Origin of the sequence: Lacunimicrobium album (genome assembly GCF_052161635.1) — a bacterium.
GTDB lineage: Bacteria > Planctomycetota > Planctomycetia > Planctomycetales > Planctomycetaceae > SXPC01.
Genome location: NZ_CP197413.1, coordinates 3938265 through 3962430 on the forward strand (window position 1 = coordinate 3938265; position 24166 = coordinate 3962430).

Genomic DNA, 24166 nt, shown 5'->3' on the forward strand with positions numbered 1-24166 from the left:
TCAGAAAGTATCGGCGCAATAAAAAACCCCGGCCTAATGACCGGGGTTTTTTCATCGATGGTCGGGACGTTCTTCGGGCGAAGGGCCGTTAATATTCCTTCATGCCGAGGAAGAAGCAGTCTGGGCCTTTGTGGGTGTAGTAAGGATAGACAGTCACTCCACCGGGCATGTTAGCTGGTGGGTAGCTCAGGTCGTTGGGACGACGGACCTGGTACGAGTGATTGTGGTGGATACCCTGGAAGCAGCCGTTGCCGTGACAGCCATGGCCGTAAGGAGGGCAGTTACCGTAACCACCTGGTGGGCAGCTGCCCGCGCCATATCCGCCGCCGTATCCGCCATCATACGGAGCAGCCTGTGGATAGACGGTTGGTTCGGCGTGACGAGTCGTGTTGTACGCAGGGTGCGTCTGGACGAAGTCATGGATCGGGCGAGCGCCAGCGTCGTGGAGACGTTGTTCCGAGGTTTGCTGGATGGTTGGATTCTTGTCCAGATCCTCACCATAAGCCTGAACAATGCCGCCGCTTGGGCTTTGTCCACGAAATTCTGGCTGTTTACCAGCCTGCATGGTGCTGCAGCCGGTCGCCAGCAACAGCAACGAACCGACGCTGAGCGTCATAAGATTGAGATGAATCATGGCAGTCCCTTCCCTTGGCTGACCAGACGGTGAACGACCGACGGCCAAACGTCCCATCGATGAGGTGGCTTTATCGTCTCATCCCGTCGATCAGATCGTCGGGATTTGGATCAAAAGTGAAGTCGGTCACGGAAATTCCGTGCGACCTACCATTGTTATCGGCTGGAGAATCGAAATAACTTGCAGAAACAGGATTGAAGGAAGATTCGATTCGCCCAGAATTACCAGACGGACTTGCAGAATCCCTACAATCGTCATAGATTAACAGGCAGGAAATCCGCCTCCTCTGCTTCTAACTTGTTGATTAACATGGCTTTATGCCTAATATGTCTGCAAGTCCTGCCGCATCTCGCCCCGTAGAATGACCGTTAGAAGGATCGAACCGTCATGTTCATCGCAGCCTCCACGCAATGTTTTAGCGATCTTTCTTTTGAAGAGGCCTGCAAACAGCTCACCGACCTGGAGTATGAAAAGGTCGAATTCTTTTTCGACGCCGCCGGTACGCACCTGAATCTCGATGAGACCATCGCTGATGTCGAAGGGTTTGTTGCGAAGTTTCGCGATAAATCACGACTCTTATCAGTCGCGATTGATATTGAAGCCATGCCGACGGATGCTCAGCTGGAAGGCGTGACGAAAATCGCCAAAGCCCTCAAGATTACACAGATCAGTATTCCCTCCGCAGAACTCGGAACGCCGTTCAATTCGGAACTGGATCGCCTCAAACGCAATCTGCTGATGTGCAGCCAGGAAGGGATTCGACTTTCGATCCGCACGACGAATGGCTGTCTGACCGAAGATCCTCATACGGCTGTCGAACTCTGCCAGGCTGTCAAAGGCCTTGGGCTGACTCTTGACCCGAGCTATTACCTGACCGGGCCGTCGCATACCCAGAACCTGGATAAGCTTTACCAATACACGTATCACGCCCACCTGCGAGACAGCCTCCCGGATCAGTTTCAGATCCCCGTCGGCTTAGGTGAGATCGACTACAGTCGGATCATGACCGGGCTCAAGAAGTTTGATTATCAGCGGATTCTCTCTGTCTGCCTGCATCCGCAGCACATCGCCGCCAGCGATCGTCCTCTGGAAATGCGAAAGATGCGTATGCTGCTGGATTCGATGCTGATTTGAGACATTGAATCCCCGTCACGTCGAATCCGAGCCACGCCGAATCCCTGTCACGCCCGAGTTGTTCTGGCGTGACTTGGACGACTTACTTGATCGGGTTGAGCGGTTCTTCTGGAGTTTCGACGTCCAGGCCGTAGAGATGATGATCGACGAAGCTTTTAATGCGTTCGATCATCTTGGGGTGTCCCAGCGAATGGCCGACATCTGTTACCGGAATGAGAATTGACGAAACGCCTGCTTCCTCAAGCGCTTTATCGATGCGAGTAGCGTGGGAAAAGTCGACGCGCAGATCCTTTGTTCCGTGAAGGATCAGAAAGGGGGCATCATCGGGCGTGACATAGGTCACTGGTGAGGACGATTTCGTGAGATCGACATGGTCAGCCAGTTTGCCGCCGAGTAATCCGACGACCGCGACATCCTCCTCCTGGGGCTTGCCGTCTTTATACGTCAGGGCAAGTTCAAAGTCGGTCGGCCCGCATTCATCGATCACGCAGGTCACGCGACTGCTTTTGTCTGTATAAGGCCCGAGATCCCCTTCCAGTGATTCGACGCCCCCGGATGTGCCAAGCATCGAGACGAGGTGTCCGCCAGCAGACGTCCCCCAGACGGCGATGTGATCCGCATCCAGGCCGAGCTTTTCTGCATTGCCGCGCACCCAGCGAATGGCGGCTTTGCAGTCATGAATCTGTGCGGGCCATTTGGCTTCGTTGCTGAGTCGATAGGCGACGCTGATCCCGGCATACTGCCCCGTGGAGGCAACCAGGATCGGACGGTTGGCGACGGCGAGTTTATCACCGCTGATCCAGGCACCGCCGTGAATGTAGACGACAACGGGAATCGGCTTCTCCGACTTGCGAGACTTTGGCAGGTAAATATCGAGTGCTTGTCGAGGGTTGTTGTTGCCTGCGTACGCCTGATCGAACTGGACATCGATGTTCAGATTGTCGCAGCGCTGCTGGATTTTTTCCTTCGCAGCGGAGGTGTCCTGAGCGAAGGCAGACGCAGGCAGGAGTACCGTGGCGATCAATCCTAGGATCAGTGTTTTCATGGCGAGGCCTCGTGTCGTTTGAAGGAAGAGAAGAAAGAAACGCAGCAATCCTGCTTGATATGAGTTGTCCAAACTAGACGGGCGAACGCGGAATGTCAAACTTTGCTGCTTTCTCCGAAGATGCCGAACGTAACGTCCGAGAAATGGTGATTTGTCAGTGTATTCGCCTACCGTTCGCTGCAATCGGACCTGTTCTGAACAGAAATTTGTCAGCGAACTAATCGACCGCAGCCTCGGCTGCGGGTGGGTCGATGATGACTGCACGTCGCGTCTGACGAAGTCACTTCACCGTTCCTGTTGGCGAATATGCTTACACAGATTTCCACTTTGCGATCTTCGTTAGCTGCCTCAAACGCGCCTGTCATCGTGGCTGATCAGCAGGATGAACGCGATCTGGGGCGGCTGATCGATGAACTTCTGGGATCATTGAAGCAGGCGATCGTCGAGATCGAGCAGATCAATTTTCAGACAAAGCTACTGTCGCTGAATGCCCGTATTGAAGCGGCCCGAGCCGGGGGAACCGTGGGGGCTGCCTTTGGAATCGTCGCGCAGGAGATTCAAAGTCTGGCGCGAAACACCGGCGAAGTCACCACCAAACTTTCCGAGGACAGTCGTCAGACGATTTTGAAGATCCAGACCGAAGTCGACTCTCTGTCCACAAATGCTCGTGGTAGTCGTCTGGCGGATCTGGCGCTCTCCAACGTCGACCTGATTGATCGCAACCTTTATGAGCGGAGTTGCGATGTTCGCTGGTGGGCGACCGACAGCCGCATCGTCGAGGCCGTTACTTCGAAGACACTAGATGCCTGTCACCATGCGTCCGAGCGTCTGGCGGTCATTCTGCACTCTTACACCGTTTACTATGACCTGGTCGTCTGCGATCTGAACGGTGTGGTGATCGCGAATGGTCGTCCTGAACGGTATCATTCGCGCGGGGCGAATCAGGCGAATAGTCGCTGGTTTCAAAATGCGTTAACGACCAGAAATGGCGATCAGTTTGCTTTTCAGACGGCCCATCACAGCACACTGGTCGATGGCGAGCCAGCGCTGATCTATGCCTGTGGCATTCGTGAAAATGGCGATACCCGGGGGAAATTACTCGGCGTTCTGGGAGTCATCTTCAACTGGGCGGCTCTTGGTCAGACGATCGTCGAGAAGCATCAATCAGCGGGAGATCAAACTCGCTTCATTGTCTGTGATCATGATGGCGTCATTCTCGCTGACACGGATCGTACCAAATTTGGACAGCAGCTGAATCTTCCTGATTTCTCACAGATGCTCAGTGAGAAAAAGGGCTTTCGGATCACTGAACTTGATGGCCAGCCCATGTGTATCGCCTATGCCCTGGCTCCTGGCTATGAAACCTATACCACCGGAGGCATTGCTTCATCCTGCAGCCGACGCTTGAGTAAGCTGGCTGGTTACTCGCGGAGCGGGTGGGGGAAGTTCGGTTGATAGAGGACTTCCTGGATCGTCGAGTTGGCGAGTGTTTTCTCGACCTCTGCGAGCGTCGCGTCGAGTTTGGCATGCACGGGGCAAAGCTGTGATTTATGGGCCTTCAGCTTGAGGGGGCAACTGTGAATGCGCTGGAGCGGGTCGACGGCGTTCATGACCTGCAGCAGAGAAATCGCGACCGGCTCGCGCGAGAGACGAAAGCCTCCGCCGGCGCCTCGTTTCGAGATGATCAGATCCGCTTTGACCAGCGAATTCAGGATCTTTGGCAGATAGCTTTCGGGGACTTTTGTGCCGCGGGAGATTTCGCGGTGACCGAACATTTTTTCGTTGTCGCGATGTTCCGCCAGCCAGACGATCGCCCTCATGGCATATTCTGCGGTCTGGGAAAACATCGAAGGATCCTGTGAAGTAGTAAATTTGGGAGGGGCAAACCACCTAAAGGAACGGCGAGGCGATAGGTGTTTTCCTCTCGCGGCTAGAGATTCGCAATGCAAAGTTGCGGCTCAGACGGAGCTTCGCCCTCCCGACATGGGGGCTATGGCATCCTAACAATCGCCCACCAACAGACCAACCCATGAACCTGTGACGACAGAATTTTCTCCGTTGCATCAAGAAAAACAGAATTGACGGGCAGCGAAAGCCGATCTATAATGGATAAAGTTGTCCTTTATTGCTAACGGGAGTTTTGTGATGAGCGTCGCATCTTCTTCTCTGTATGACATGCTCGGCGGAGCGTCCGCCATGCAGGCTGCCGTCGATCGGTTTTACCGCAAAGTTCTGCTTGATGATCGGGTGAGCCACTTCTTTGACGGGGTGGACATGGACCGCCAGCGTGCCAAGCAGATCGGCTTCCTCACGATGGTCACCGGCGGGCCCAACAACTACACCGGTAAAGACATGCGTGTCGGTCACAAGCACCTCGTCGACATGGGGCTGAACGACCAGCACGTCGACATCATCATCGAACACCTCGGCAGTACGCTGAAAGAACTGGGCGTGGGTGATGAGCAGATCAATGCCGTTGCGGCGCTTGCCAACAGCGTGCGGGATGACGTTCTGAACCGCTAGATTTTGTGGAGATCGCCAGACGAGGCGATACGTTCTTGATGGCTGATCGTCAGCAGTTGTCTATCGCGCAGTTGATATGTTTCTTGCGACTTCGTCGCCCGGGTTGGGACAACCCGGGCTATCCGGAGGGTGGGTGTGTTATGGCTCAAATTGTCTATGAAGGCCAGCAGACTGATCTCCTGCCCGGAGAGACGGTGCTGGATGCTCTCCTGCGACTCGATCCGAGTGTTCCTTACAGCTGTCGCGCGGGGTTATGCCAGAGTTGTCTGATGAAGGCGACTCGCGGCGAGGTCACGCCGAAGTCTCAGGTCGGGCTGAAAGCGAGTTGGGTGTCGCAGGGGTACTTCCTGCCTTGTGTCTGTGTGCCGGACGGGGATCTGGAGATTGCCGGACTGGGCAATGAAATCGAGTCGACCTCCTGCCGGATCGAGTCGGTGGAGCGACTCTGCGAGGACGTGGCCCGCGTCCGGTTGAGGCCTGACAAGCCGTTACTTTATCGGGCCGGCCAGTATGTCAGTCTGGTACGCGAGGACGGGCTTTCGAGGAGTTATTCGATCGCCAGCCTGCCGGACGAGCGGCTGATCGAACTTCATGTCGGAATCGTGCCAAACGGTCAGATGAGCACGTGGCTATCGAGCGGGGAGGCGGTCGGGCAGACCGTTTCACTGCGAGGTCCGCTGGGAGAGTGTTTCTATCTGCCGGAAGATGATGCCTCGACGCTGGTTCTTATCGGATCAGGAACCGGGCTGGCCCCGCTGTATGGGATTGCTCGCGATGCCATCCGGTCGGGCTATCCGGGCCAGATCGCGCTGTACCATGCGGCGAAGTCAACGGAACATCATTATCTCCATGATGACCTGAGTCAGTTGTCGTCGGAATCGCCATCATTGCGTTACTTACCAGTCACCGAACAGGCGGAGGGCGAACTGGTTCGCAGGATCATGGGCGGTGAGCATGCCTGGCCTGAGTCCCGGATCTATCTGTGTGGCAGCCCGACGATGGTCAATCAGTTGCGCAAGAAGCTTTACCTGCTCGGAGCCGACCTGAGCCGGATCCATGCCGATGCGTTCGTCACGCGTGCGAAGTAACAGTCCGATCTACGACTGCGTTTCCATGACCGATCTGACGACCGACTTTGGCCCGAGCGCACCGACGTATCCATGGAGCCCCTTTTTCGCCCAGGCCTGACGCTGAGGGGAATCGGGGGTCGGCATCAGGAAGTCAGGCTCATCGATCTCGACGGAGCGAAACTTGAAGTCCTCAAAGACGCGAGCAGCTTTGCCGTTGAGCGAGATGACACCCGCTGCGAAATCGGATTCGTCTGCGCGATCCGTCAGATTCCCGTTACTATGTTCATGCAGGAAGTTCGAGACTTCTTCAACGATGTCAGCGTCAATGACATCCGAGACAGCGGCGTCTGCCGATTCGGACTGTGAGAACAGGTTGTTGTCGAGCAGGACTTCTCGCGTCCCTTTGGTCAAGGCGTCGATGCGACGGAAGAACAGGCACTTGCCGCAGCGATAGAACGTGTTATTGGAAAGCTTGAGTAACTCGAACGGATATCCTGTGCCCGGCATCGAGATCGCGGTCCCCAGGTAGGCAAAGATCGATTCACGAATCAAAGTCTTGTGAAGCGGAGCACGAAACTGGATGCCGACCTGCATCTGCCCATGGAAGCGAGACTTCTCCATCTCGAGTGTGCTCGATTCGAGATTGCCGTAGTCGATGAACATGCCGGTCGTTTCGAGCATGGAGGAGAGGAAGACCGTTTCGGACATCGAGACTTTCAACTCACCTTCCCCACCCCGGCTGGAAACTCTCACACCGAACTGCTTGAACCCTGTGATGATGATCTGGGAGAACGACGCGAGTTTCTGAACATCGCGGAGCTGAATCACAGTCGGGGCTGCATCTCCATCAATGACGAGGCCTTCCAGTCCAAAGTCCGTCAGTGCACTGGCTTCGATCACCGGGTGAGTCCCATCGCCGACGATGGTCACCTGCCCCATGTTCTCGCTCATGATGCGGATGCCGGCGGGGTCGTTTTCGTCGAGGTGAATCGTTTCTTTGTAGATGCCGGGCTGAATCACGATTTCGTGACGGTCCCAGGGAATCTCGTCTTTGACGTACGGGTTCTCACGAACTGCTGTCAGCGCATCGCGAATCGTCTGATACGCCTTGTCGGCCCCGACTTCGACACGATGGACGTGCTTGAGTTTGTCTTTGCGTTTTTTGGATTTCTTTGCATCCGGAGATCGCGTCATCAGTGACTTGATCAACTTGAACAGTCCCAGGAAGTAACCAAGCCCACATACCGCGAGCAGGCCAATCACGACAAACATCCCGACCATCACGTAATCGACATCCGCTTTCAACGGAGGAGGGGCGAATTTTGGCATGGGAGTTTTTGATGGCGGACCGCTGACTTTGTCTGCAGGATTGGCAGGTGCGGCTCCGGGAGTTTTCTCAGGTTGTGGCTTTGCGGTGAGGGCATTGAACCGGGCCTGCCGCTGCTGCATATTGACTGCGAGGGCATTTTTCGCGTCTGCAGAGACGACATCGATGGCTGCCTGATCTTTTTTGTCCAGCAGGCCTTTGATCGTTTCCCGCGCCTGATCGATGGTGGCTTCGGAGGTCAGCAGTTTTTTGACGACATCAAATTGCTCGGCTTCGAACTGTTTTTGAATCTCTGCAATTTTCTGTTCGTCCACTTCGAGGACATTTTCAGGAATCGCGGTCAGGCCGACGTTCTCCAGCAGTGAGGCCTGGAGTTCACTGGAGGCTTCTTCGGGGAGCTCCTGCAGGAGTTGCTGGGCGTAGTCCTGATTGATGGCGCGGATCGCGACCAGGAATTTTTCGTACTCGGCGATCCCTTCGATGTCCTTCAGGTCAGCGAGCTCTTTGATGTGCAGGCCTTTCTCATCGAGCATGGCCTGGAATTCTGTTTGAAGCTGCTCGAAGGCCAGCAGGTCACTGGGAGAGAGCTTGATTTCCGACAGGAGTGGATCGAGTGTCAAATCAGGCAGGGGGAGTTGATCTGGCGACAAGATCCCCGCCAAACCGGGAGGAACATTCATGTCCGCCAGTGAGATGGGAGTATCGACAGAAGCTGCATCTTCCCCTGAAGACGCGGGTGCTGCTGCGGGGAACTCTTCCAGCAATGATGGATTGCCGGTTGCCAATGACTGAGTCGAAGCAAGTTGCGAGGCATCAGCGGGGCGGAAGTCTGTCAGTGGTTCTGTTTGTGGAATATTCGCCAGTTGTCCGGGGACGACGGCCAGGTCGCCTGGCTCCAGTTTCGCCATCACAACCTGCTCCCCCTCTTTCAGGGCAGCCAGGGGGACGGCTGGGATTTCAATCGTCTCAGTCCCTCGCATGACGCGCAGAACGGGGCTGCCATCCGCGGCTGTTCCGAGTGATTTCGTCGGCACGTTGGCATAAAGCTGCTGCACCGGGATGACCGATTGGCCCTGCTGCAGTTGGCCATTGTTCTTGATCGCCAGCGTTGCGGTGACGAGCTGTTCTCCGAGGCGAGCGGCGGCGTTCTGATCACCGGATACCGGTTGAAGTTGTTCAATGGTTCCGTCGACCAGCTTGCCATCGATGATCAGCGCGACGTGATCTCCTAGCTGTCCTTTCCCGGATGGAAGCAGCACATCGACGGTAAAGCGGCTGGTATCGAGAATCTCGGCGACAGTCTGTCCCTGTCGTACAAACTCCCCTGCTTTAACGCTAATGGAAGAGAGCTGACCGCCGATTGGGGTCCGGCATTGATATTGTCCGATGTCGAACAGCAGGATGTCATACGCGGAGGCATCCGATTGGGCACGCGCTTCTGCCTCGGCTGTGGCGAGAGGATCATTCTCCTTCTGCGTCAGACGAAGGGATTTATAAGATTCCAGAAACGCTGACTTCAGTGGCTCGCGTTGCTGTTCGAGTCGGCTTGCATCGAGTTCCAGAACAGAAGTATTCGGCGCGACGCTGGCTTGTGGCTGTAGATGAATCTGCTTGACGATGCCGTCAACCCGAGCGCGAACAGCGATGGGGTTCTCTGATTGAAGGCGGAATGTCATCGCGGCCGGGAGCGCAGGGGCGATCTCTGTTGCAGGGGCGGAGTCTGCAGCCACGGGGGGTTGAGCATGAGCGACTTGGCCCAGCGTGAACAGGGTGGCGATCACGCTGGCAAACAGGACTCGCTGGCAGACAGACAGAATCTTCATTTTGGAATGAACACAATCGAAATGACGACCAGGAAAGGGTGAACAGAATCACCCAGTCAGTATGACGAAAAACTGGCTCGCCTGAGACTGTCATTCGATGAAGAAATGATGAAGACGAGTCAGACGTTACGTTGCGTGCAGGACGACACGGATGACATCGGCCACCGACCTAGCTCCGAGTTTCTTCATGGCCGCTGCCCGGTGTTTCTCGACGGTTCGTTCGCTGAGGTCGAGCTGGACAGCGATCGTTTTGTTGGGCAGACCTTGCGCGACTTTTTCGACGACTGTTTTCTCACGCGGCGAGAGCATTTCGAGACGAGCTTTATGGACGGCCTGATCGCGGATCTGTTCTTCCTGTTGTTTGCGTTCGGTGATCTCTGCGATCGTGATCATTGTCTTGGCGTCGCCGGTTTCTTCGAGTTTGTAGATCGCGTATTCCAGCCACATGGGGTCCTGGTCTTTCTGCTCGATATGGTGCTCCTGTCGGAACATCGCCTGGCCGGAACTTTGCGAGTCTCGCAGGTCACCGGCGAGAAAATTGAGGAAGCCGCCATCGCAGCGATCTGTGTCAGTCCGGTTGCGACAGACTTCGAAGATGTTTCCCCCCTTGGCCAGAAGGGGCGTCAGAAACTCGCACGACGGTGCAATGCGTCTGATCCCTTCGTTCGAGAACAGGATCGTCCCTTCGCCATTGATGACGATGATCTGCTCGGGCAGGTAATCGATGACGCCGGTGATGAGGCGATGCAGTTGACGACGTTCGAGAACGAGTTTCCATTCGCGCAGTGTCCGCTCTGCGATTTGAGGCATCTCCTGGAACATCGTCTCTGATTTGACGACGTAATCCATTGCCCCTTTTTTCATGACCTCGACGGCGATGCCTTCATTCCCCTGACTGGTAATGATGATGACCGGGAAGTCGTCGGGGTTCTCGCGTGAGAGAACGAGGTCGACGCCTTTGCCATCAGTGAGGAGATAATCTGCGACGACCAGCTGCGGGCGACGTTCAGAAATGGCTGTGCGGGCTTCGTTGATGGAATAGACGATCCGGACGTCGAATTGGGATTCGTCGCGACGGAAAGCGCGTTCGATCAGTTTCGCGTGAGCGATTTCGTCTTCGACACACAGCACAAGCGGTTTGGACATAGATGAGCAATCTTTACGACGGAGCGCAGGCAGTGGCGGAGCAAAAGTGGCTTACCTATTATTTTGTGAACTCAGGCGATTGGATCAAGCTTACCTGATCAATTGACTGCATGATTTCTCCGAATGAGAAAATATCTCAATCGTCCGAACTGTCCAGAAATGATGCCTGGTTCTCTACGGCATCGAAGGCATCCGATTGTGCTGGAACCAGTAGGACGTCAATTGTTCGATCAGTTCCTGAATCTTGTCGTAGGCAACAGGTTTGACGAGGTAACTGTTGGCGCCAGCGGCGTAGGCTTCCCTGATATCCTCATCACGCTCGGAAGAGGTCAGCACAACGACAGGGACCTGCAGCGAAATCGGCTTGCTGCGGATTCGCTTGAGTAGTTCGATGCCATCAATGCGAGGCAGACGCAGGTCGAGCAGAATCAGGTGGACGGGATCATGAGCGAAGTCACAGTTCAGCAGGTAATCATAAGCTGCTTCGCCATCCGTCAGGTGGGTCGCGCGGAGGTAATCGCCCATCTTGGTCAGATGGCGAAACATCAGCTTGGCGTGAGCCGGGTTATCTTCAATCAGGAGGATGTGATACATCGGAGGCGGGCCTATGTCTGCGGGAAGCTTTAACGATCAGGCAATTATATCCGACTGTTCACAGAGGTGCAGTTCATGTCGGTGATAAACCTCACAGAATCATTGGGACTCAAATCAGTCTGTTGTAGTTTCCGTCTTTTCATGACGTCCGGCAATTGCTTTGAGCCGAATTTTCATGGATGTGCCACGTCCCACTCCCGTGGATTCGACCCAGATTTTCCCGCCATGATGTTCGATGATTCTTCTACAAAGCGACAGTCCAATACCGGTCCCTTCGGACATGGGGTCCAGCTTTTCAAACAGGCCGAAGATTTTCTCGTGGTAAACCGGATCAATGCCGATCCCGTTATCGCGTACTGAAATCGTGATCTCGCCACCAGATTTGATCGCTGAGATACAGATTCTTCCACCGGTCGGCGAGCAGAACTTGATCGCGTTTTCAAACACGTTCTGGAAAACTTCCTGAAGTCGGACCCGATCGCCTTCGACAGATCCCGGTAGAGGCTGAAGGTCGACCTGGATCGACTTGGCCTTCAAGGGTCCATCGACCGAGCGCAGTGTCTCGCTGACGAGTTCATGAATCGCGATCGGAACAATCTTCCCGCTGACGCGTCCAATGCGAGAAAGATCCAACAGCTGATCCAGTAGAAGGCGCATCTTCACGGTCGCGTTGTGGATTTCCGAAATCGCGTCCTGGACCAGTTCTTCATTCCCGCTCTTCAGATCCTCCTTGAGGACTCCGAGGAAGCCCGAGATCGTGATTAAGGGGCTTTTGAGGTCGTGAGAGACAGTGTAAGTAAACTGTTCGAGCTCCTGGTTTTTCGACGCCAGTTCTGCGATCAGACGTTCGCGTTCTTCCTGGATCTGGCGGCTGTCGTGGATATCGAGTTCTGCGCCCAGGAACCGAATCGGTTCGCCTTTGTCGTTCCGCTGGACGACCATGCCTCGATCAAGAACCCAGCGATAGTCTGGCACATCGACATACTTCATGCGGTACTCGACTTCATAAAAGCGAGACCGCCCTTCGAGGTGTTCGTTGAGGACTTTCTGAACTCTATCGAAGTCATCCGGATGAATGGACTTGCACCAGTCCTTGACGCTGCCGTTGTATTCCTGGCGGTCCGGGCGAGCCGACTGCAGGCTGCGACGCGTATAGAACACATCTCCGGTGGGGATGTCCCAGTCGTATCCATACTCGGTAATAGCTTCGAGCATGAGGCGAAAGCGTTGTTCGGAGGCACGCAGTTTGTCTTCCATCTCTTTTCGCTGAAAGGCGTTGACGAACATCTGCGTGATCAAAACGAGCAGGGAAAGATCGTCTGGAGAGATCGAGCGAGGAGCACGAACGAATGCCACGCCAAGCGAACCGATCCACTTCTCGTGGAACATCATGGGAAAATAGGCGGATGCTTTGGTGCCGATGGACCGCAGGATGAGCTTCAGCGTCTCGGCTTCAGGGGGTAATAATTCCACATCGGGGATCGTGACGACTTTTCCCTGATCGAGTTGACGGACGGTGTAAGAGTTCGGGCCGATGGGGATCTGTTGAAGCTTATCAATAACGGCAGGGATCCCGTCTCGAGTCCATTCGTGTGTGACATTGACCAGATCTTTTTCCTTGCTGGCCATCATGATGTAACAACGATCCGCTTCGAGATACTCGCCGATGAAACCGATGGAGGACTTGATCTTGGAGTCGAGGTCTTCGGTATCTGAGTGAATCAGTTTCACACCGAGTTCTGCAATGAACTTCTCGAAGCGCAGGCGGGACTCGAGCTTCTGGTCGAGTTGTCTTTTCTCAAGCGCTCCTGCGATCATCTCACCCACAATCGTCAGCAGCTGAATGGTTTGAGGCTGCCAAGTGACCGGGTGATTGGCAGACAGGCCTATGACGCCGATGAGCTGATCGGCGGCAATCATCGGGACAAGGAGCACCGATCGGGTGGGGCTGTCTTGAAAGGGTCTGGAGAGTCTATGCTCCGGCGACAGGGCCAGGACATCGTTGATGGCCAGCGGCATGCCATCGCGCAGCATCTTCAGTTCGGTCATGAAATCGGCGAGCGGGATCGCCTGAAACTCGGGCATACGAGAGGTCAGGCCGGGGAGGATCCATTCATGCGTCTGCTGCCCGAGCAATGTCTGGCCGGGCTTGAACTCGAGGATATAACAGCGAGAAACGTTGTTGATGCGGACGAGTTGTTCGAGCGTCAGATTGATGGCTGCGTCGACATCTTTGGTTTCTCGCCTGACGAACTCCGCGCACATCTTTGCGATCAGTGTTTCGATCGAAAGCGGCTTCGCCGTGCCTGGCCAGGCGACCAGATGCGCGGAACTTTCGAGGAAATCATGAGAGCTGCTGCTGAGGTCAGTTGACGACATGTCGGACCGGTTCGTTGAGGATCGATGGTGGATAAGAGAAAACTGCTCGAAGAAGGCGACTCGAAGAAGACCGGAAGAATCGATTGTCGGGCGAGGCTTTTCCTCTGTCTTCCCCGCCTCTATGATACCAGACGTGACAATTGAATCACGACCGTTTTGCAGTATCTGCCCCACGTTAGCCCCGCCCCGAACCGACACACTATGGACTACTACAAGATCCTCGGAGTTTCCCGCGAAGCCTCGGCTGACGATATTCGTAAGGCTTACCGCAAGTTAGCGCGCGAGAACCATCCAGATCGCAAGCCCGGCGACAAGCAGGCGGCCGAGACGTTCAAGCAGGTCCAGCAGGCTTATGACGTCCTGGGCGATCAGGAGAAACGCGAGCAGTTCGACCGCTACGGGGCAGCCTTTGAAAACATGGGGCGCGGCGGGGCTCAGGCTGGCGGTGGACGCTATGGCAGCGCTGGCGGTGCCGGTCCGGTCGATCTTGAATCGATTTTCGGACAGGGGGGGTTTGGCGGCGCTGGGTTCGATTTCAGTGACCTCTTCGGTGGCGGCGGAGCAGCGGGCGGGCGGCGTGGTCGAGGCCAGAGTCGTGCTACTCCCGGTCAGAACCTGCAGACAGAAATGACGGTCCCGTTCAACCTGGCAGCCCTGGGCGGGACGTATGAGATTTCCCTCGATAAAGGGGCTGGTATTGAACGCCTGGATGTCAAGATTCCAGCCGGGCTGAAAGACGGTGCCACGATCCGTCTGGCCAAACAGGGTTACGCCAGCCAGACGGGTGGTCCTGCGGGTGATCTGCTGGTCACGGTCAAAATCGCATCGCATCCTTACTTTAAACGCGAAGGCAACAACCTTCTCGTCGATATCCCGGTGACGATTGGCGAAGCAGTTCTCGGGGGCAAGATCGAAGTGCCAACCCTTGATGATGGCATTGTCGTTCTGACACTGCCGGCGGGAACATCCTCGGGAGCCAGACTGCGACTCAAGGGGAAAGGCTTATTCGACAAACCGGGCGGGACGCGTGGCGATCAATTCGCAGTCGTCAAAATTGTTGTTCCGAAACAAACCGATGACGCTGCGAAAGATCTAATCCGCCAATTCGACCAATCAGCCCCTCTGACGCCTCGCGCGGGAATGTGGAGTTAACATGCATAACTCCCTCTTAAGGCGAGCGGGGGGCATTAACCCCCTGTCTTCTCTCCCTGCATTTCTCCATGTCATTCGCATCTGCCTTGTCGTCGCCGTCATCGCGATTCTTAGCCTCCCCTGCATGACAGTTTCCGCTCAAGAAGTCGCTTCCCCGTCAGAGCAAGCCAGCCAGATTCTCGAAACCCCTGCCAGTCCCGATAAGTCCCTGGATGAAATTCGCGAGCAGGAGAAGAACCAGGAGAAGCGTCGCTATGCCGAAGTCGCGATGATGCTGCTCAGCGGGATTGTCATCCTCGGCATCTTCCTGCTCGTCATTGCACTTGTTCTGGGACGACGCTACCGACGCATCGCCCGCTCCGGCCCACCGCGCACGGGAGCACCCGACCCATTCTGGTATCTTAAAGACCCTGGTCACAACCACACCTCCCACCGCAAAGACGACGATGACGCCGACGGCGGCGGTCACAGTGGTGGCGGTAGTCACGATGTCGGTGATCTGTAATTTCCGATCCTTCTCCCCCGGGGAGAAGGTGGCCGAGTCTTCGAGGTCGGATGAGGGAACTCTGCGAAATCAAATAATGCTCTCAACTACTCTATCACCTGTGCTCTATGTCTGACCTCAACTTCCCTCAACATCGTCGCATCAAATCCGGTGAAGACTTCCAGGCGGCGTATGCGACCGGTGCAAAAGTCAGCCAGGATGGCATCCTCGTGATCGGCCGTCTCAATGGAACCAATGAAACCCGCCTGGGCCTGAGCGTCTCCCGCAAACAAGGCCCTGCCGTTCAGCGAAATCGCATCAAACGCCTGATGCGCGAAGCGTTTCGCCTCAGCTATTCACAACTTCCTGTCGGGTTCGATCTCGTTGTCATTCCGCAGAAAGAGTATGTCTGCGAACTCGATAACTTCCGCAGGCTGCTGGTTGCCCTGGGGCGTCGTGTCGAGAAAAAAGCACAACGAAACAAGTCTTCCGATGGTCCCAGCTCGGAGCCTGCATGAGGGTGTTCCGCGCGATCATTCGGTACGTCGATGGCTGTCTGTCTCTGCTGCTGATCGGCCTGGTTCGCATTTACCAGTGGACCCTGAGCCCCTTCATCGGTGGCCAATGTCGTTTCCAGCCGACGTGCAGTCATTACATGATCGACGCGATCCAAAAGTACGGCAGCCTTCCCGTCGCCTGGAAAGGCATTCGACGCATCCTACGCTGCCACCCGTTTCATCCTGGCGGATATGACCCGCCGTGAACAGACGCCTTAAATGTAGGGTGCTGGTGAGGCTCCGCGAACCGCACCAATTGTGCAAGTGAATGTCGTTTTGGTGCGGTTCGAAGACTCACCAGCACCCTACAGTTAGATATCGCGTGTCTGGTAGAACAATGCCTTCTTTTGACCTGGGAGGGTGAAGCCGAAGCCGCAGGCGAGGAAGAATTCTTCGCTGGCGGTGACGGCCATGACTTCGAGAATGTTCTTCTCACACGCCAGCTGCACACAGGCATTGACGAGGGCTTTCCCGATCCCTTTGCCCTGGTAAATCGGCGAGACGGCCAGCGAGCGGACTTCGGCGAGTTTACGGGAATAGATTTCCAAAGCCGCGAATCCGACGATCAGGCCGTCCATTTCGGCCAGAAAACCGGTCGGGACAAGCTCGGTCATTTCCTCGATCGTGCGAGGCAGCAATCTTTTCTCAGACACAAAGGGCTCGATGAACGCCAGCAGCGACTGGATGTCCTCAGTCTGGGCGGCGCGAACGTGGAAGACTTCTTCGTCAAGATCTGTCATTGTCGGCTGGCGGTCACCTCAGTAATCGTTAGCAGGTTGGTGGTCCCTCAGAATAACGCGTTTTGAGACCTGTGACAAAGAACGCAGAGAAATCGTTGCGGGTTCAAATAAAAAAACACCCGCTGTCTTCACAACGGGTGCTTCAAAATCAGACCCCGCGGTGACTCACCGAGGGCTAATTATCAAAGGTCTAGTTGGCTCGGATGAGCAACCAGCCATCATAAGCCTTCACGATGTTCGCCGTGAGGGTGATGGTTTTGTCGCCGACTTCGATATTGTTCTTGGCTTCGACTTCGCTGCCTGGGATCGACTCCTGGATGCGGTTACGCATGACACCGGCACGAGCGATCTGCTCTGCAGTGTTCGAAGGCGTTTCCAGAGGAGCAACTTCGACATCGCCACGAGTGATCGCGACCTGATCGCCCTTGAGTTCCAGGAACATCGGGACGGTGACGATCTGAGTTGGGATCTGTTCTTTGTCAGGCTGTTGGAGACCAGCTCGAATGACGAGATAAATGGCACCGTTCTGGATCTTCACGCGGATCGGATCAGCATCGGTGAAGACGAGCTTGGTGCCGTCTTCCGGTGGCTGCTCTTTCTTGTCCATTTCGAGTGGCTTGCCGAGAAGCTTCTCGAGGTGAACCTGGAATTCCTGACGCAGTTCCGTGCCGGTCATCGTGCGGTTACGCAGATTCATGCGGTCGAGGGCGTTGTTGATCCAGGTTTCGTGGATCTGGAGAACCAGGCCACCTTGTGGGGTCAGTTCTTCTGGCGGACGGTCAGCTGCCAGTTCGTTGTTGTGCATGACGCGGGCATTGATCTTCAGCTCGGTATTGGTCGTGCTGAAATCCAGGACGTCTGGGAAGAGGCCTTCTTCACGCAGCTTGCTGTAGATCTTGTCTTCGATCTTTTGTTGAGCTTCGCTGAATTCCTTGTTGGTTTCTCCATCAAACTCAGGCAGAACACGGCCACGAACCCGGCTGGCGGCGATCGCGTTGCTTTGTGGGGTCTTTTCGCGGGCTTTCTTCAAGGCATAACCGTTGAAGAGTTGAGCGATAAAGCCACCATTCACTTTGGCAGAGAGTGTTGTGTTATTCGCACGGACGTTGATCGATGCTGGTTGAGTCGAGAATCGTTCGCCGTTGTAGTAGACGACCTTCGAGGCATTGAAACGGTGACGACCCATTGTCTGCACGGTTGCCTGATCGGTCACACCAACGGTTCGCGAGTTGACAACACCGTTGAGAGTCAAAGCAAACTTGGCTTCGCTGTCGCTGGGGAGCAGATCGACTCCAACATCAGTCGTCGTTGTCTGTCGACCCGAAACACGAGCTCCGAGAATGAAATCGCGGACCGGTCCGTTATCAATCTTGGTGTCATTGGCGATGGTCTGCAGGAACGATTCCGCGATTTGAACGCGGAAGTTGAAGTTCATGTAATTGATCGTCACGAATTCAGAGACAGCGTTGTTGACGACGCCGGTCGTGACATTGATCTCGTTGACAATCGAACGAATGTTATTGGCAGAACTGGTCAGCTTGTCGGCTTCGAAACCTTCGACAGCGGCGAACAGACTCTTGAGTTGTTCGCGAACTTTGGCTTGAACATCGTTACCAACTTGAGCCTTGCTGGCTGCGGTGTAGGCGTTGGCAGCAGAACGGACGCGGTCGAGAGGCTCGCGGTTGAGGAACTGCTTTTGGTTGGTGTCTTCAGTCGTTGCAGGGTCCAGTTTCCCGAGCAGAGCAGCGACAGCAGCACCAGAAGTGTTCGCGTCACCTGAACTCAGATCAGCAGCAACGGCATCGATATTGAGGTAATTCGCCCAGTTCGAGCCGCCGCGGATGCGGTTGAGGTAGCTCTGCAGGCGGGTAATTTCCGAGCTGAGAACATCGCGTGACCGAGTCACTGCGTCTTGTTGAGCAGCGGCGAAGTCGGTTGCGAGGAGTTCCTGGGCAGCGGACATCAGTTGGAGGCGTCGGCTGATGCGGCCTTGAAGGTCGGTCAGTGGGCCCTGAATCATGACATACTTGGAGCTTGTCCGAGCTTTGTCGATGACGTTCAGCTTCGATTCGAGAGTCGCGACGGCGGCATCGCGCTCGGCATCGCTTTGAGCGCCGTAGAGGGCGAACAGGCTATCTTGCAGGGAAGTACTGAAATCCTGCCAGTTTGGACCGAGTTTGTCGTAGCTGAAGTTGGCCAGATCAGAGGGGATCTGTTCGGTGACGATCCCCGTCAGTGATGGACCAGTAGCTTCATCTTGTGTCAAAGCCGTTGCGGTCGACATATAGCCGGCTGCGACCAGTGCGCCAGCGACAACGAGGCCTTTCAGTGATCGCGAGCGTACGATCAGCCCCTTGGTGTAACTCAAAAGCATAACCCGACTCCTTTTATTCCCAAATCTGATGAATGTTCGACGGATAATCGCTGTCACGCTCACGAACCGGGACGTTGGGACGTCAGCTGTTCATGAGACGAGCGGTAGAGCGGCATCCTGCCGAGGGAGGCGTCTTGCCTGGGCGATTTTCTATGGCCCGGTCTGGCGATCGTCACTGGCCAAACTCGTTCATCGCCTTGGATGAACATTGATTGGAAATATTACGAATGACTGAAACCGCACGTCGTGGACCTGTGTGCGCGATGTCAGCCGTTCTCCAGTGGGGAAGATCCTTCAGTAAGATCGTCACGACAGTTCTCACAGTCATTATCATTCTGACGAAACTGTGACCAGACGCGACGCAACCTCCCTGTCCATGCTGCAGAAACTCCATGCTCTCCAGATTGCCCAGAGCCACTCATTTCCCCAACCTGTAATCTACGGGAAATGGACAACTCCATTTCCACCATGCAGTCTAGCAGACCGCTTCTAACCTACGCAAATTACTTAAGCGGAAAAATTTACGGAGTGTGACAGGGAGGCGCTAGGCGATAGGCACGAGGCGCTGGGAAGAGAGGAGGAGCAGAGTGTGGATTTTCTTGTTTTTCCAGCGCCTAGCGCCTAACGCCCAGCGCCTCCTTCCACCGTCTTGCGAACGCGGTATAGTAATAAGGTGAGAACCGCGACACAGGAACAGACAGACATGGATGGAGAAAACGCGACAAGCAGGGACGCTTCGATGACCTATGCTCAGTCGCAGGTCATCAACAACTTTGAAGGACCGATGCTGGTGCTCGCTGGGCCGGGGTCGGGGAAGACGCGTGTCGTCACGCACCGCATTGCGCATATGCTGGAGTCGGGGGTCTCGCCGCGACAGATCCTCGCGATCACGTTTACGAATAAAGCCTCCACCGAGATGGCGGAGCGTGTTGAGAAGCTTGTCCCCGGGCAACGTCTGGCGATTTCCACCTTCCACAAGTTCTGTGCACGGATGTTGCGGCTGTATCCTGGTGCGGTCGGGCTCAAGCCGAACTTCACGATTCTGGACACGGGTGACCAGACCGCTGCGATCCGTCGCGCGATGCATCACCTCGATCTCGATACGACTCACTTCCCGCCGAATAAGATTCTCTGGCGGATCAGTAAAGCCAAGAACGACCTGATCACTCCCGAGGTCTTTCAGCGCAACTTCGATGAAGCGATTGGCAACCACTGGGATGCGGTCGTTTCGCGTGTTTATCCGGAGTACCAGAAGGTTCTGCTGCAGAATAACTCGGTCGACTTTGATGACCTGCTGGTTCACGTCGCGGTCCTGTTGACGGAATTCCCCGATCTGCGCGATCAGCTGGATGAGCGGTTTCGGTATGTCCTCGTCGATGAGTATCAGGATACCAACCAGGCTCAGTACCGGATCGTCGTGGCGCTTTCGCAGAACTATCGCAATCTCTGCGCAACGGGGGACCCGGACCAGTCGATCTATGGCTGGCGTGGCGCGCGGATCGAAAACATTCTGCGTTTCGAGAACGATTTCCCGGACGTCAAGGTGGTCCGCCTCGAACAGAACTTCCGGAGCACGAAGTCGATCCTCGCGGCGGCGGATCAGCTGATCGCCAAGAACGTTTACCGCAAAGCGAAAGCGCTCGTTACGGATAACGTGCAGGGCGTTCCTGTTCGCCTGATCCGCTTCTCTGATGGCTACCGCGAAGCGGATCTGATCGCGGAGCATATGAAAGCGGTTGTCGCGTCGGGCAAGCGGACCTGGTCGGACTTCGCGATGCTGTACCGCGTCAACTCGTTGTCGCAGCCGCTGGAAGTCGCGTTTCAACGAGCCGGGGTTCCGTACCAGATTGTTGCGGGGATGCCGTTCTGGGAGCGGGAGGAAATCAAGGACCTCGTCGCGTATCTGCGGGTCCTCTCCAATCCCGATGATGATCTCGCGCTGCGACGCATCGTCAATAAGCCGCAGCGCGGCCTTGGTGCCAAATCGCAGGACCGCATCTTCGCCTGGGCACGTGTCGAGAATCTGACGCCGATGGAGGCGTTGGAGAAAGCTTCTTCCATCCCGCAACTCTCCAAGAAAGCAGCGCTCTCGGCTGTCCTCTTCGCCAAGATCATGAACGGCCTCGACCTCGCCAAAGCAGGCAGCGTCGCCGAGCTGTTGCGGGAAGTCGTCAAGAAGACCGGGATCACAATCCCCTGGCTCGGCTCAGGGGACGAGACCGATCTGGCGCGACTGACGAACGTCGAACAGTTGATCGCTGCCGCCGAGTATTACGACAAACTCGCCGGCGATGAACGGACGCTTGAAGGCTTCCTTGAAACGACCTCTCTGGCTAGTGATCTCGATAACGTCGACGAGAAAGCGGGCAAGGTGACGCTGATGACGCTGCACGCCGCCAAGGGACTAGAGTTCCCGGTCGTCTTCGTCTGTGGCGTGGAGGAGAATCTGATTCCTCACGAACGGTCCATCAACTCCGGCAACCCGCGAGAGATTGAAGAAGAGAGACGTCTCCTGTTCGTCGGCATGACCCGCGCGAAGGAAGTCCTCTACCTGACCGAAGCCTCCGTCCGCAGTATCCATGGTCGCAGCACTTACACAATTCCATCGACCTTCACCGAGCCGCAGCATCTTTCGCTCGACCGCCTGAGTGAATTCGAATTCCAGGCGATGACGTTCGATCCCAACTCGTTCCAGTCCAAGCGGCCGACGACCGCCGTCGAGGAGTTCGGCACCTTCGAAGGCGAAGAGGGGAACGACGACGAATTCGAAGACCGCGAGCCCGGCGTCACCCAACGCCGCTCGAAACCCGCATTCTCAAGCGCCAACTTCTCCCTGACCACCGCGGCTGATCTCCTCGCTGGCAACAACAAATCGATCGAGATCCCCACCGGCTTTCCCGTTGGCAGCGCCGTCCGCCACCCCCGCTATGGCAAAGGGCAGGTTCTCTCCGCCAGCGGGTTTGGCCCAAGACGCACTGTCACGGTCGAATTCGAGCAAGGCCGCACGGAGACGTTCATGGTCCAGAAGAGCCCGCTGCAGCCGCTGCGCTAGTTCCAGTACAGTGCTTCTGAGGCTCGGCGAACCACACCAAATCGACATTCAACAATCAGGAACCGATCTCATGAAACTCGGCTACACCATCCTCTACGTGCAAAACGTCCCGACCGCGATCCATTTCTATGAGCGGGCGTTCGGTTTGAAACGTCGCTTCCTCGCGGACGAAGGAACATACGGCGAACTTGAGACGGGCGAGACGCGGCTGGGGCTCTCGAAGTATGAGTTTGCCTGCACACTGACACCACTGGAGATCGAGAAGCCGACTGCGAAGACAACCTTTCCCATCGAACTCGGCTTCACGACCGATAACGTGGAATCCGCGTTTCAAAAAGCGATCGCAGAGGGTGCCGTGAAGGTGAAGGCTCCCGAAGAGAAACCTTGGGGGCAGGTGGTTGCGTATGTCAAAGATATCGATGGGTATCTGATTGAGATCTGTACGCCGATGCCGTGAGGGAGATTAATCTCCACAGAGGAGAGACATCTATAAGAAACTCTGTGATCTCGGTGTCCTCTGTGGCTAATCCTTTTTCCTACGTCACACCTCAAACGTCTGTTTGAACTGCGGAATAATCACCTCTTCATCCACAAAGTCTTTCACCGCCCCCGCGAGGGCCTTCGCGGGTTCGGCTTCGCCGTGGACGAGGAAGCATTGGCCGATGCCGCCGGCGTTTGAGGCGGCTTCGAACCAGTGATAGAGGTCCTGCTGGTCGGCGTGGGCGGAGAGGCCGTCGAGTTGTTCGATGTGGCATTTGAGTTCGAACTGGCGGTCATGGATTTTGACGTACGGACGACGTTCCGCCAGCGCCCGGCCGAGTGTGCCGACGGCTTGAAAGCCGATGAGGACAATCGAGTTCTCCAGCGTATGAAGGGCATGCTTGATGTGATGGACGACGCGTCCCCCTTCGCACATCCCGGACGCCGAGATGATCGCGAGCGGGCCTTTGCGGTGATTGAGGTCGATGCTCTCCTGCTGATTCATCGTGTATTCGAGGCCGGGGAATTCGAACAGGTCCGGGTCAAACTTCAGCGTCTTCTTTGCCTCGTCGTCCATCACGTTGTAATGGTCGCGATAAACTTCCGTCAGACGTGTCGCGAGTGGCGAGTCGATGACGACGGGCACTCGCGGCAGCTGCTTCTCATTGAACAGCTCGTTGAGGAAATAGACGAGATGCTGTGTCCGTCCCAGGCTGAACGCAGGGACGATCACCTTGCCCCCAGTGACGATGGCTTCGTTGAAGATCCGATGCAGATGACCCTTGATGTCCGATGATGGAGGGTGGACACGATTGCCGTACGTCGATTCGCAGATCAGCACATCGCAGCGTTCAATCGTCTGCGGGTCGCCCAGCAGCGGCAGGTTCTTGCGACCAAGGTCTCCCGTGAAGACAATCCGCTTCCACTGCCCATCATCGAGCAGATCGATCTCTGTGATCGCAGAGCCGAGAATGTGGCCTGCTTCGAGAAAGCGAATCCGCATGTCGTTACTGAGTGACTCCCACTGACCATAGGGAATCGTGCGAATCGCTTTCCTTAGCTGCCGGACGTCATCTTTATCATAAAGCGGCTGGACCGATGGATGCCCGGGGTGCAGGACCTTCTTGAGGTAGTGCGCATCTTCTTCCTGAATCTTGGCTGAGTCCTGCAGCATCAGTTCCAGCACATCAGACGTGGCAGGCGTGCAGTAAAGTTCGCCCTGAAACCCGAATCGCATCAAACGCGGCAGGTTCCCGCAGTGATCAATGTGAGCATGCGAAAGGATGACACAATCGAGATGACGCGGATCGCAGAAGAACTGCTCGTTCTTTGCCCGTGACTCCCGACGTGGCCCCTGGAAGAGCCCGCAATCGAGCAGAATCCGTCGATGCTTCGTCTCGATCAAATGCTGCGACCCGGTGACTTCGCCCGCTGCGCCCAGGAATGTCAACTTCATTGATGTGTGGCTTTCTGATTGGTGATCCCGGTAAGACGCGTCGAGTTTAACGAAACTGACGATCATCTCGCGACTGAAACGACTGGAGAATATTTAGCCACAGAGATCACAGAGGACTCAGAGAAACTCTGTAGACAAAGAATTACCCGAAGTCTTTTCCTCACAACTCTTTTCTCGGTTCTCACCTCGGTGCTCT

At 55.7% G+C, this 24166-nt stretch carries 20 protein-coding genes; 10 read left to right on the forward strand and 10 right to left on the reverse strand.

What is annotated here, in order from left to right; all coding sequences use genetic code 11:
* Positions 1–88: 88 nt before the first annotated feature.
* Positions 89–634 carry a hypothetical protein gene (locus tag SH248x_RS15745; protein WP_459555252.1) on the reverse strand — a complete coding sequence of 182 codons (546 nt, stop codon included), beginning with the start codon at positions 632–634 and terminating at the stop codon, positions 89–91.
* Positions 635–1021: 387 nt separating this feature from the next.
* Between SH248x_RS15745 and SH248x_RS15750 the strand changes: the two genes are divergently transcribed.
* On the forward strand, positions 1022–1768 hold the full coding sequence (locus tag SH248x_RS15750) for a sugar phosphate isomerase/epimerase family protein (RefSeq protein ID WP_459555253.1): 747 nt from the start codon (positions 1022–1024) through the stop codon (positions 1766–1768).
* An 82-nt stretch (positions 1769–1850) separates the two neighbouring features.
* On the opposite strand, the gene SH248x_RS15755 is transcribed toward SH248x_RS15750, so the two are convergent.
* A complete protein-coding gene (locus SH248x_RS15755) occupies positions 1851–2813 on the reverse strand; it encodes an alpha/beta hydrolase fold domain-containing protein (RefSeq protein ID WP_459555254.1) in 963 nt (320 codons plus the stop codon).
* 327 nt (positions 2814–3140) lie between these two features.
* Here SH248x_RS15755 and SH248x_RS15760 point away from each other — a divergent pair, with 327 nt between their 5' ends.
* Complete coding sequence (locus SH248x_RS15760) at positions 3141–4268, forward strand: methyl-accepting chemotaxis protein (protein WP_459555255.1); 1128 nt, start codon at positions 3141–3143, stop codon at positions 4266–4268.
* Here SH248x_RS15760 and SH248x_RS15765 read toward each other — a convergent pair.
* Positions 4235–4660: an RrF2 family transcriptional regulator gene (locus tag SH248x_RS15765; RefSeq protein WP_459555256.1), complete on the reverse strand. Its 426-nt coding sequence runs from the start codon at positions 4658–4660 to the stop codon at positions 4235–4237. The two genes, SH248x_RS15760 and SH248x_RS15765, sit on opposite strands and share 34 nt — an antisense overlap.
* 298 nt (positions 4661–4958) lie before the next feature.
* On the opposite strand from SH248x_RS15765, the gene SH248x_RS15770 reads away from it, so the two are divergent.
* Positions 4959–5336 carry a group I truncated hemoglobin gene (locus SH248x_RS15770; RefSeq protein WP_459555257.1) on the forward strand — a complete coding sequence of 126 codons (378 nt, stop codon included), beginning with the start codon at positions 4959–4961 and terminating at the stop codon, positions 5334–5336.
* 140 nt (positions 5337–5476) lie between these two features.
* On the forward strand, positions 5477–6424 hold the full coding sequence (locus SH248x_RS15775) for an FAD-binding oxidoreductase (RefSeq protein ID WP_459555258.1): 948 nt from the start codon (positions 5477–5479) through the stop codon (positions 6422–6424).
* A 9-nt stretch (positions 6425–6433) separates the two neighbouring features.
* Here SH248x_RS15775 and SH248x_RS15780 read toward each other — a convergent pair whose 3' ends face one another.
* From SH248x_RS15780 to SH248x_RS15795, 4 genes are all read right to left on the reverse strand, one after another.
* Positions 6434–9556 (reverse strand): efflux RND transporter periplasmic adaptor subunit, encoded by a 3123-nt coding sequence (locus SH248x_RS15780; protein WP_459555259.1) that lies wholly within the window; start codon positions 9554–9556, stop codon positions 6434–6436.
* Positions 9557–9682: 126 nt separating this feature from the next.
* A complete protein-coding gene (locus SH248x_RS15785) occupies positions 9683–10702 on the reverse strand; it encodes a LuxR C-terminal-related transcriptional regulator (protein ID WP_459555260.1) in 1020 nt (339 codons plus the stop codon).
* Between the two features lie 174 nt (positions 10703–10876).
* Positions 10877–11296 (reverse strand): response regulator, encoded by a 420-nt coding sequence (locus SH248x_RS15790; RefSeq protein ID WP_459555261.1) that lies wholly within the window; start codon positions 11294–11296, stop codon positions 10877–10879.
* A gap of 114 nt (positions 11297–11410) precedes the next feature.
* Positions 11411–13675, reverse strand: a complete 2265-nt coding sequence (locus tag SH248x_RS15795; protein ID WP_459555262.1) for a GAF domain-containing sensor histidine kinase — start codon at positions 13673–13675, stop codon at positions 11411–11413.
* A gap of 201 nt (positions 13676–13876) precedes the next feature.
* On the opposite strand from SH248x_RS15795, the gene SH248x_RS15800 reads away from it, so the two are divergent.
* The 4 genes from SH248x_RS15800 to yidD all read left to right on the forward strand — a co-directional run bounded on the left by SH248x_RS15800 (position 13877) and on the right by yidD (position 16074).
* Positions 13877–14827, forward strand: a complete 951-nt coding sequence (locus SH248x_RS15800; protein ID WP_459555263.1) for a J domain-containing protein — start codon at positions 13877–13879, stop codon at positions 14825–14827.
* A gap of 1 nt (position 14828) precedes the next feature.
* A complete protein-coding gene (locus tag SH248x_RS15805; protein ID WP_459555264.1) occupies positions 14829–15332 on the forward strand; it encodes a hypothetical protein in 504 nt (167 codons plus the stop codon).
* Between the two features lie 107 nt (positions 15333–15439).
* Positions 15440–15829: a ribonuclease P protein component gene (gene rnpA, locus SH248x_RS15810; RefSeq protein WP_459555265.1), complete on the forward strand. Its 390-nt coding sequence runs from the start codon at positions 15440–15442 to the stop codon at positions 15827–15829.
* The gene (gene yidD / locus SH248x_RS15815) at positions 15826–16074 is read left to right on the forward strand and encodes a membrane protein insertion efficiency factor YidD (protein WP_459555266.1); all 249 of its coding nucleotides are present in this window, start codon (positions 15826–15828) and stop codon (positions 16072–16074) included. Before rnpA ends, yidD begins: the two co-directional genes overlap by 4 nt.
* A 105-nt stretch (positions 16075–16179) precedes the next feature.
* Here the strand turns inward: yidD and SH248x_RS15820 are convergent, their stop codons facing one another.
* Together SH248x_RS15820 and SH248x_RS15825 are read right to left on the reverse strand one after the other, a co-directional pair.
* Entirely contained in the window at positions 16180–16608 is a 429-nt protein-coding gene (locus tag SH248x_RS15820) for a GNAT family protein (RefSeq protein ID WP_459555267.1), read from the reverse strand.
* A gap of 190 nt (positions 16609–16798) precedes the next feature.
* On the reverse strand, positions 16799–18982 hold the full coding sequence (locus SH248x_RS15825) for a hypothetical protein (RefSeq protein WP_459555268.1): 2184 nt from the start codon (positions 18980–18982) through the stop codon (positions 16799–16801).
* Positions 18983–19721: 739 nt separating this feature from the next.
* Here SH248x_RS15825 and SH248x_RS15830 point away from each other — a divergent pair.
* On the forward strand, positions 19722–22034 hold the full coding sequence (locus SH248x_RS15830; RefSeq protein WP_459555269.1) for an ATP-dependent helicase: 2313 nt from the start codon (positions 19722–19724) through the stop codon (positions 22032–22034).
* A 70-nt stretch (positions 22035–22104) separates the two neighbouring features.
* The gene (locus SH248x_RS15835; RefSeq protein ID WP_459555270.1) at positions 22105–22491 is read left to right on the forward strand and encodes a VOC family protein; all 387 of its coding nucleotides are present in this window, start codon (positions 22105–22107) and stop codon (positions 22489–22491) included.
* 84 nt (positions 22492–22575) lie between these two features.
* Here SH248x_RS15835 and SH248x_RS15840 read toward each other — a convergent pair whose 3' ends face one another.
* Positions 22576–23970, reverse strand: a complete 1395-nt coding sequence (locus SH248x_RS15840) for an MBL fold metallo-hydrolase (protein ID WP_459555271.1) — start codon at positions 23968–23970, stop codon at positions 22576–22578.
* Between the last annotated feature and the right edge of the window lie 196 nt (positions 23971–24166).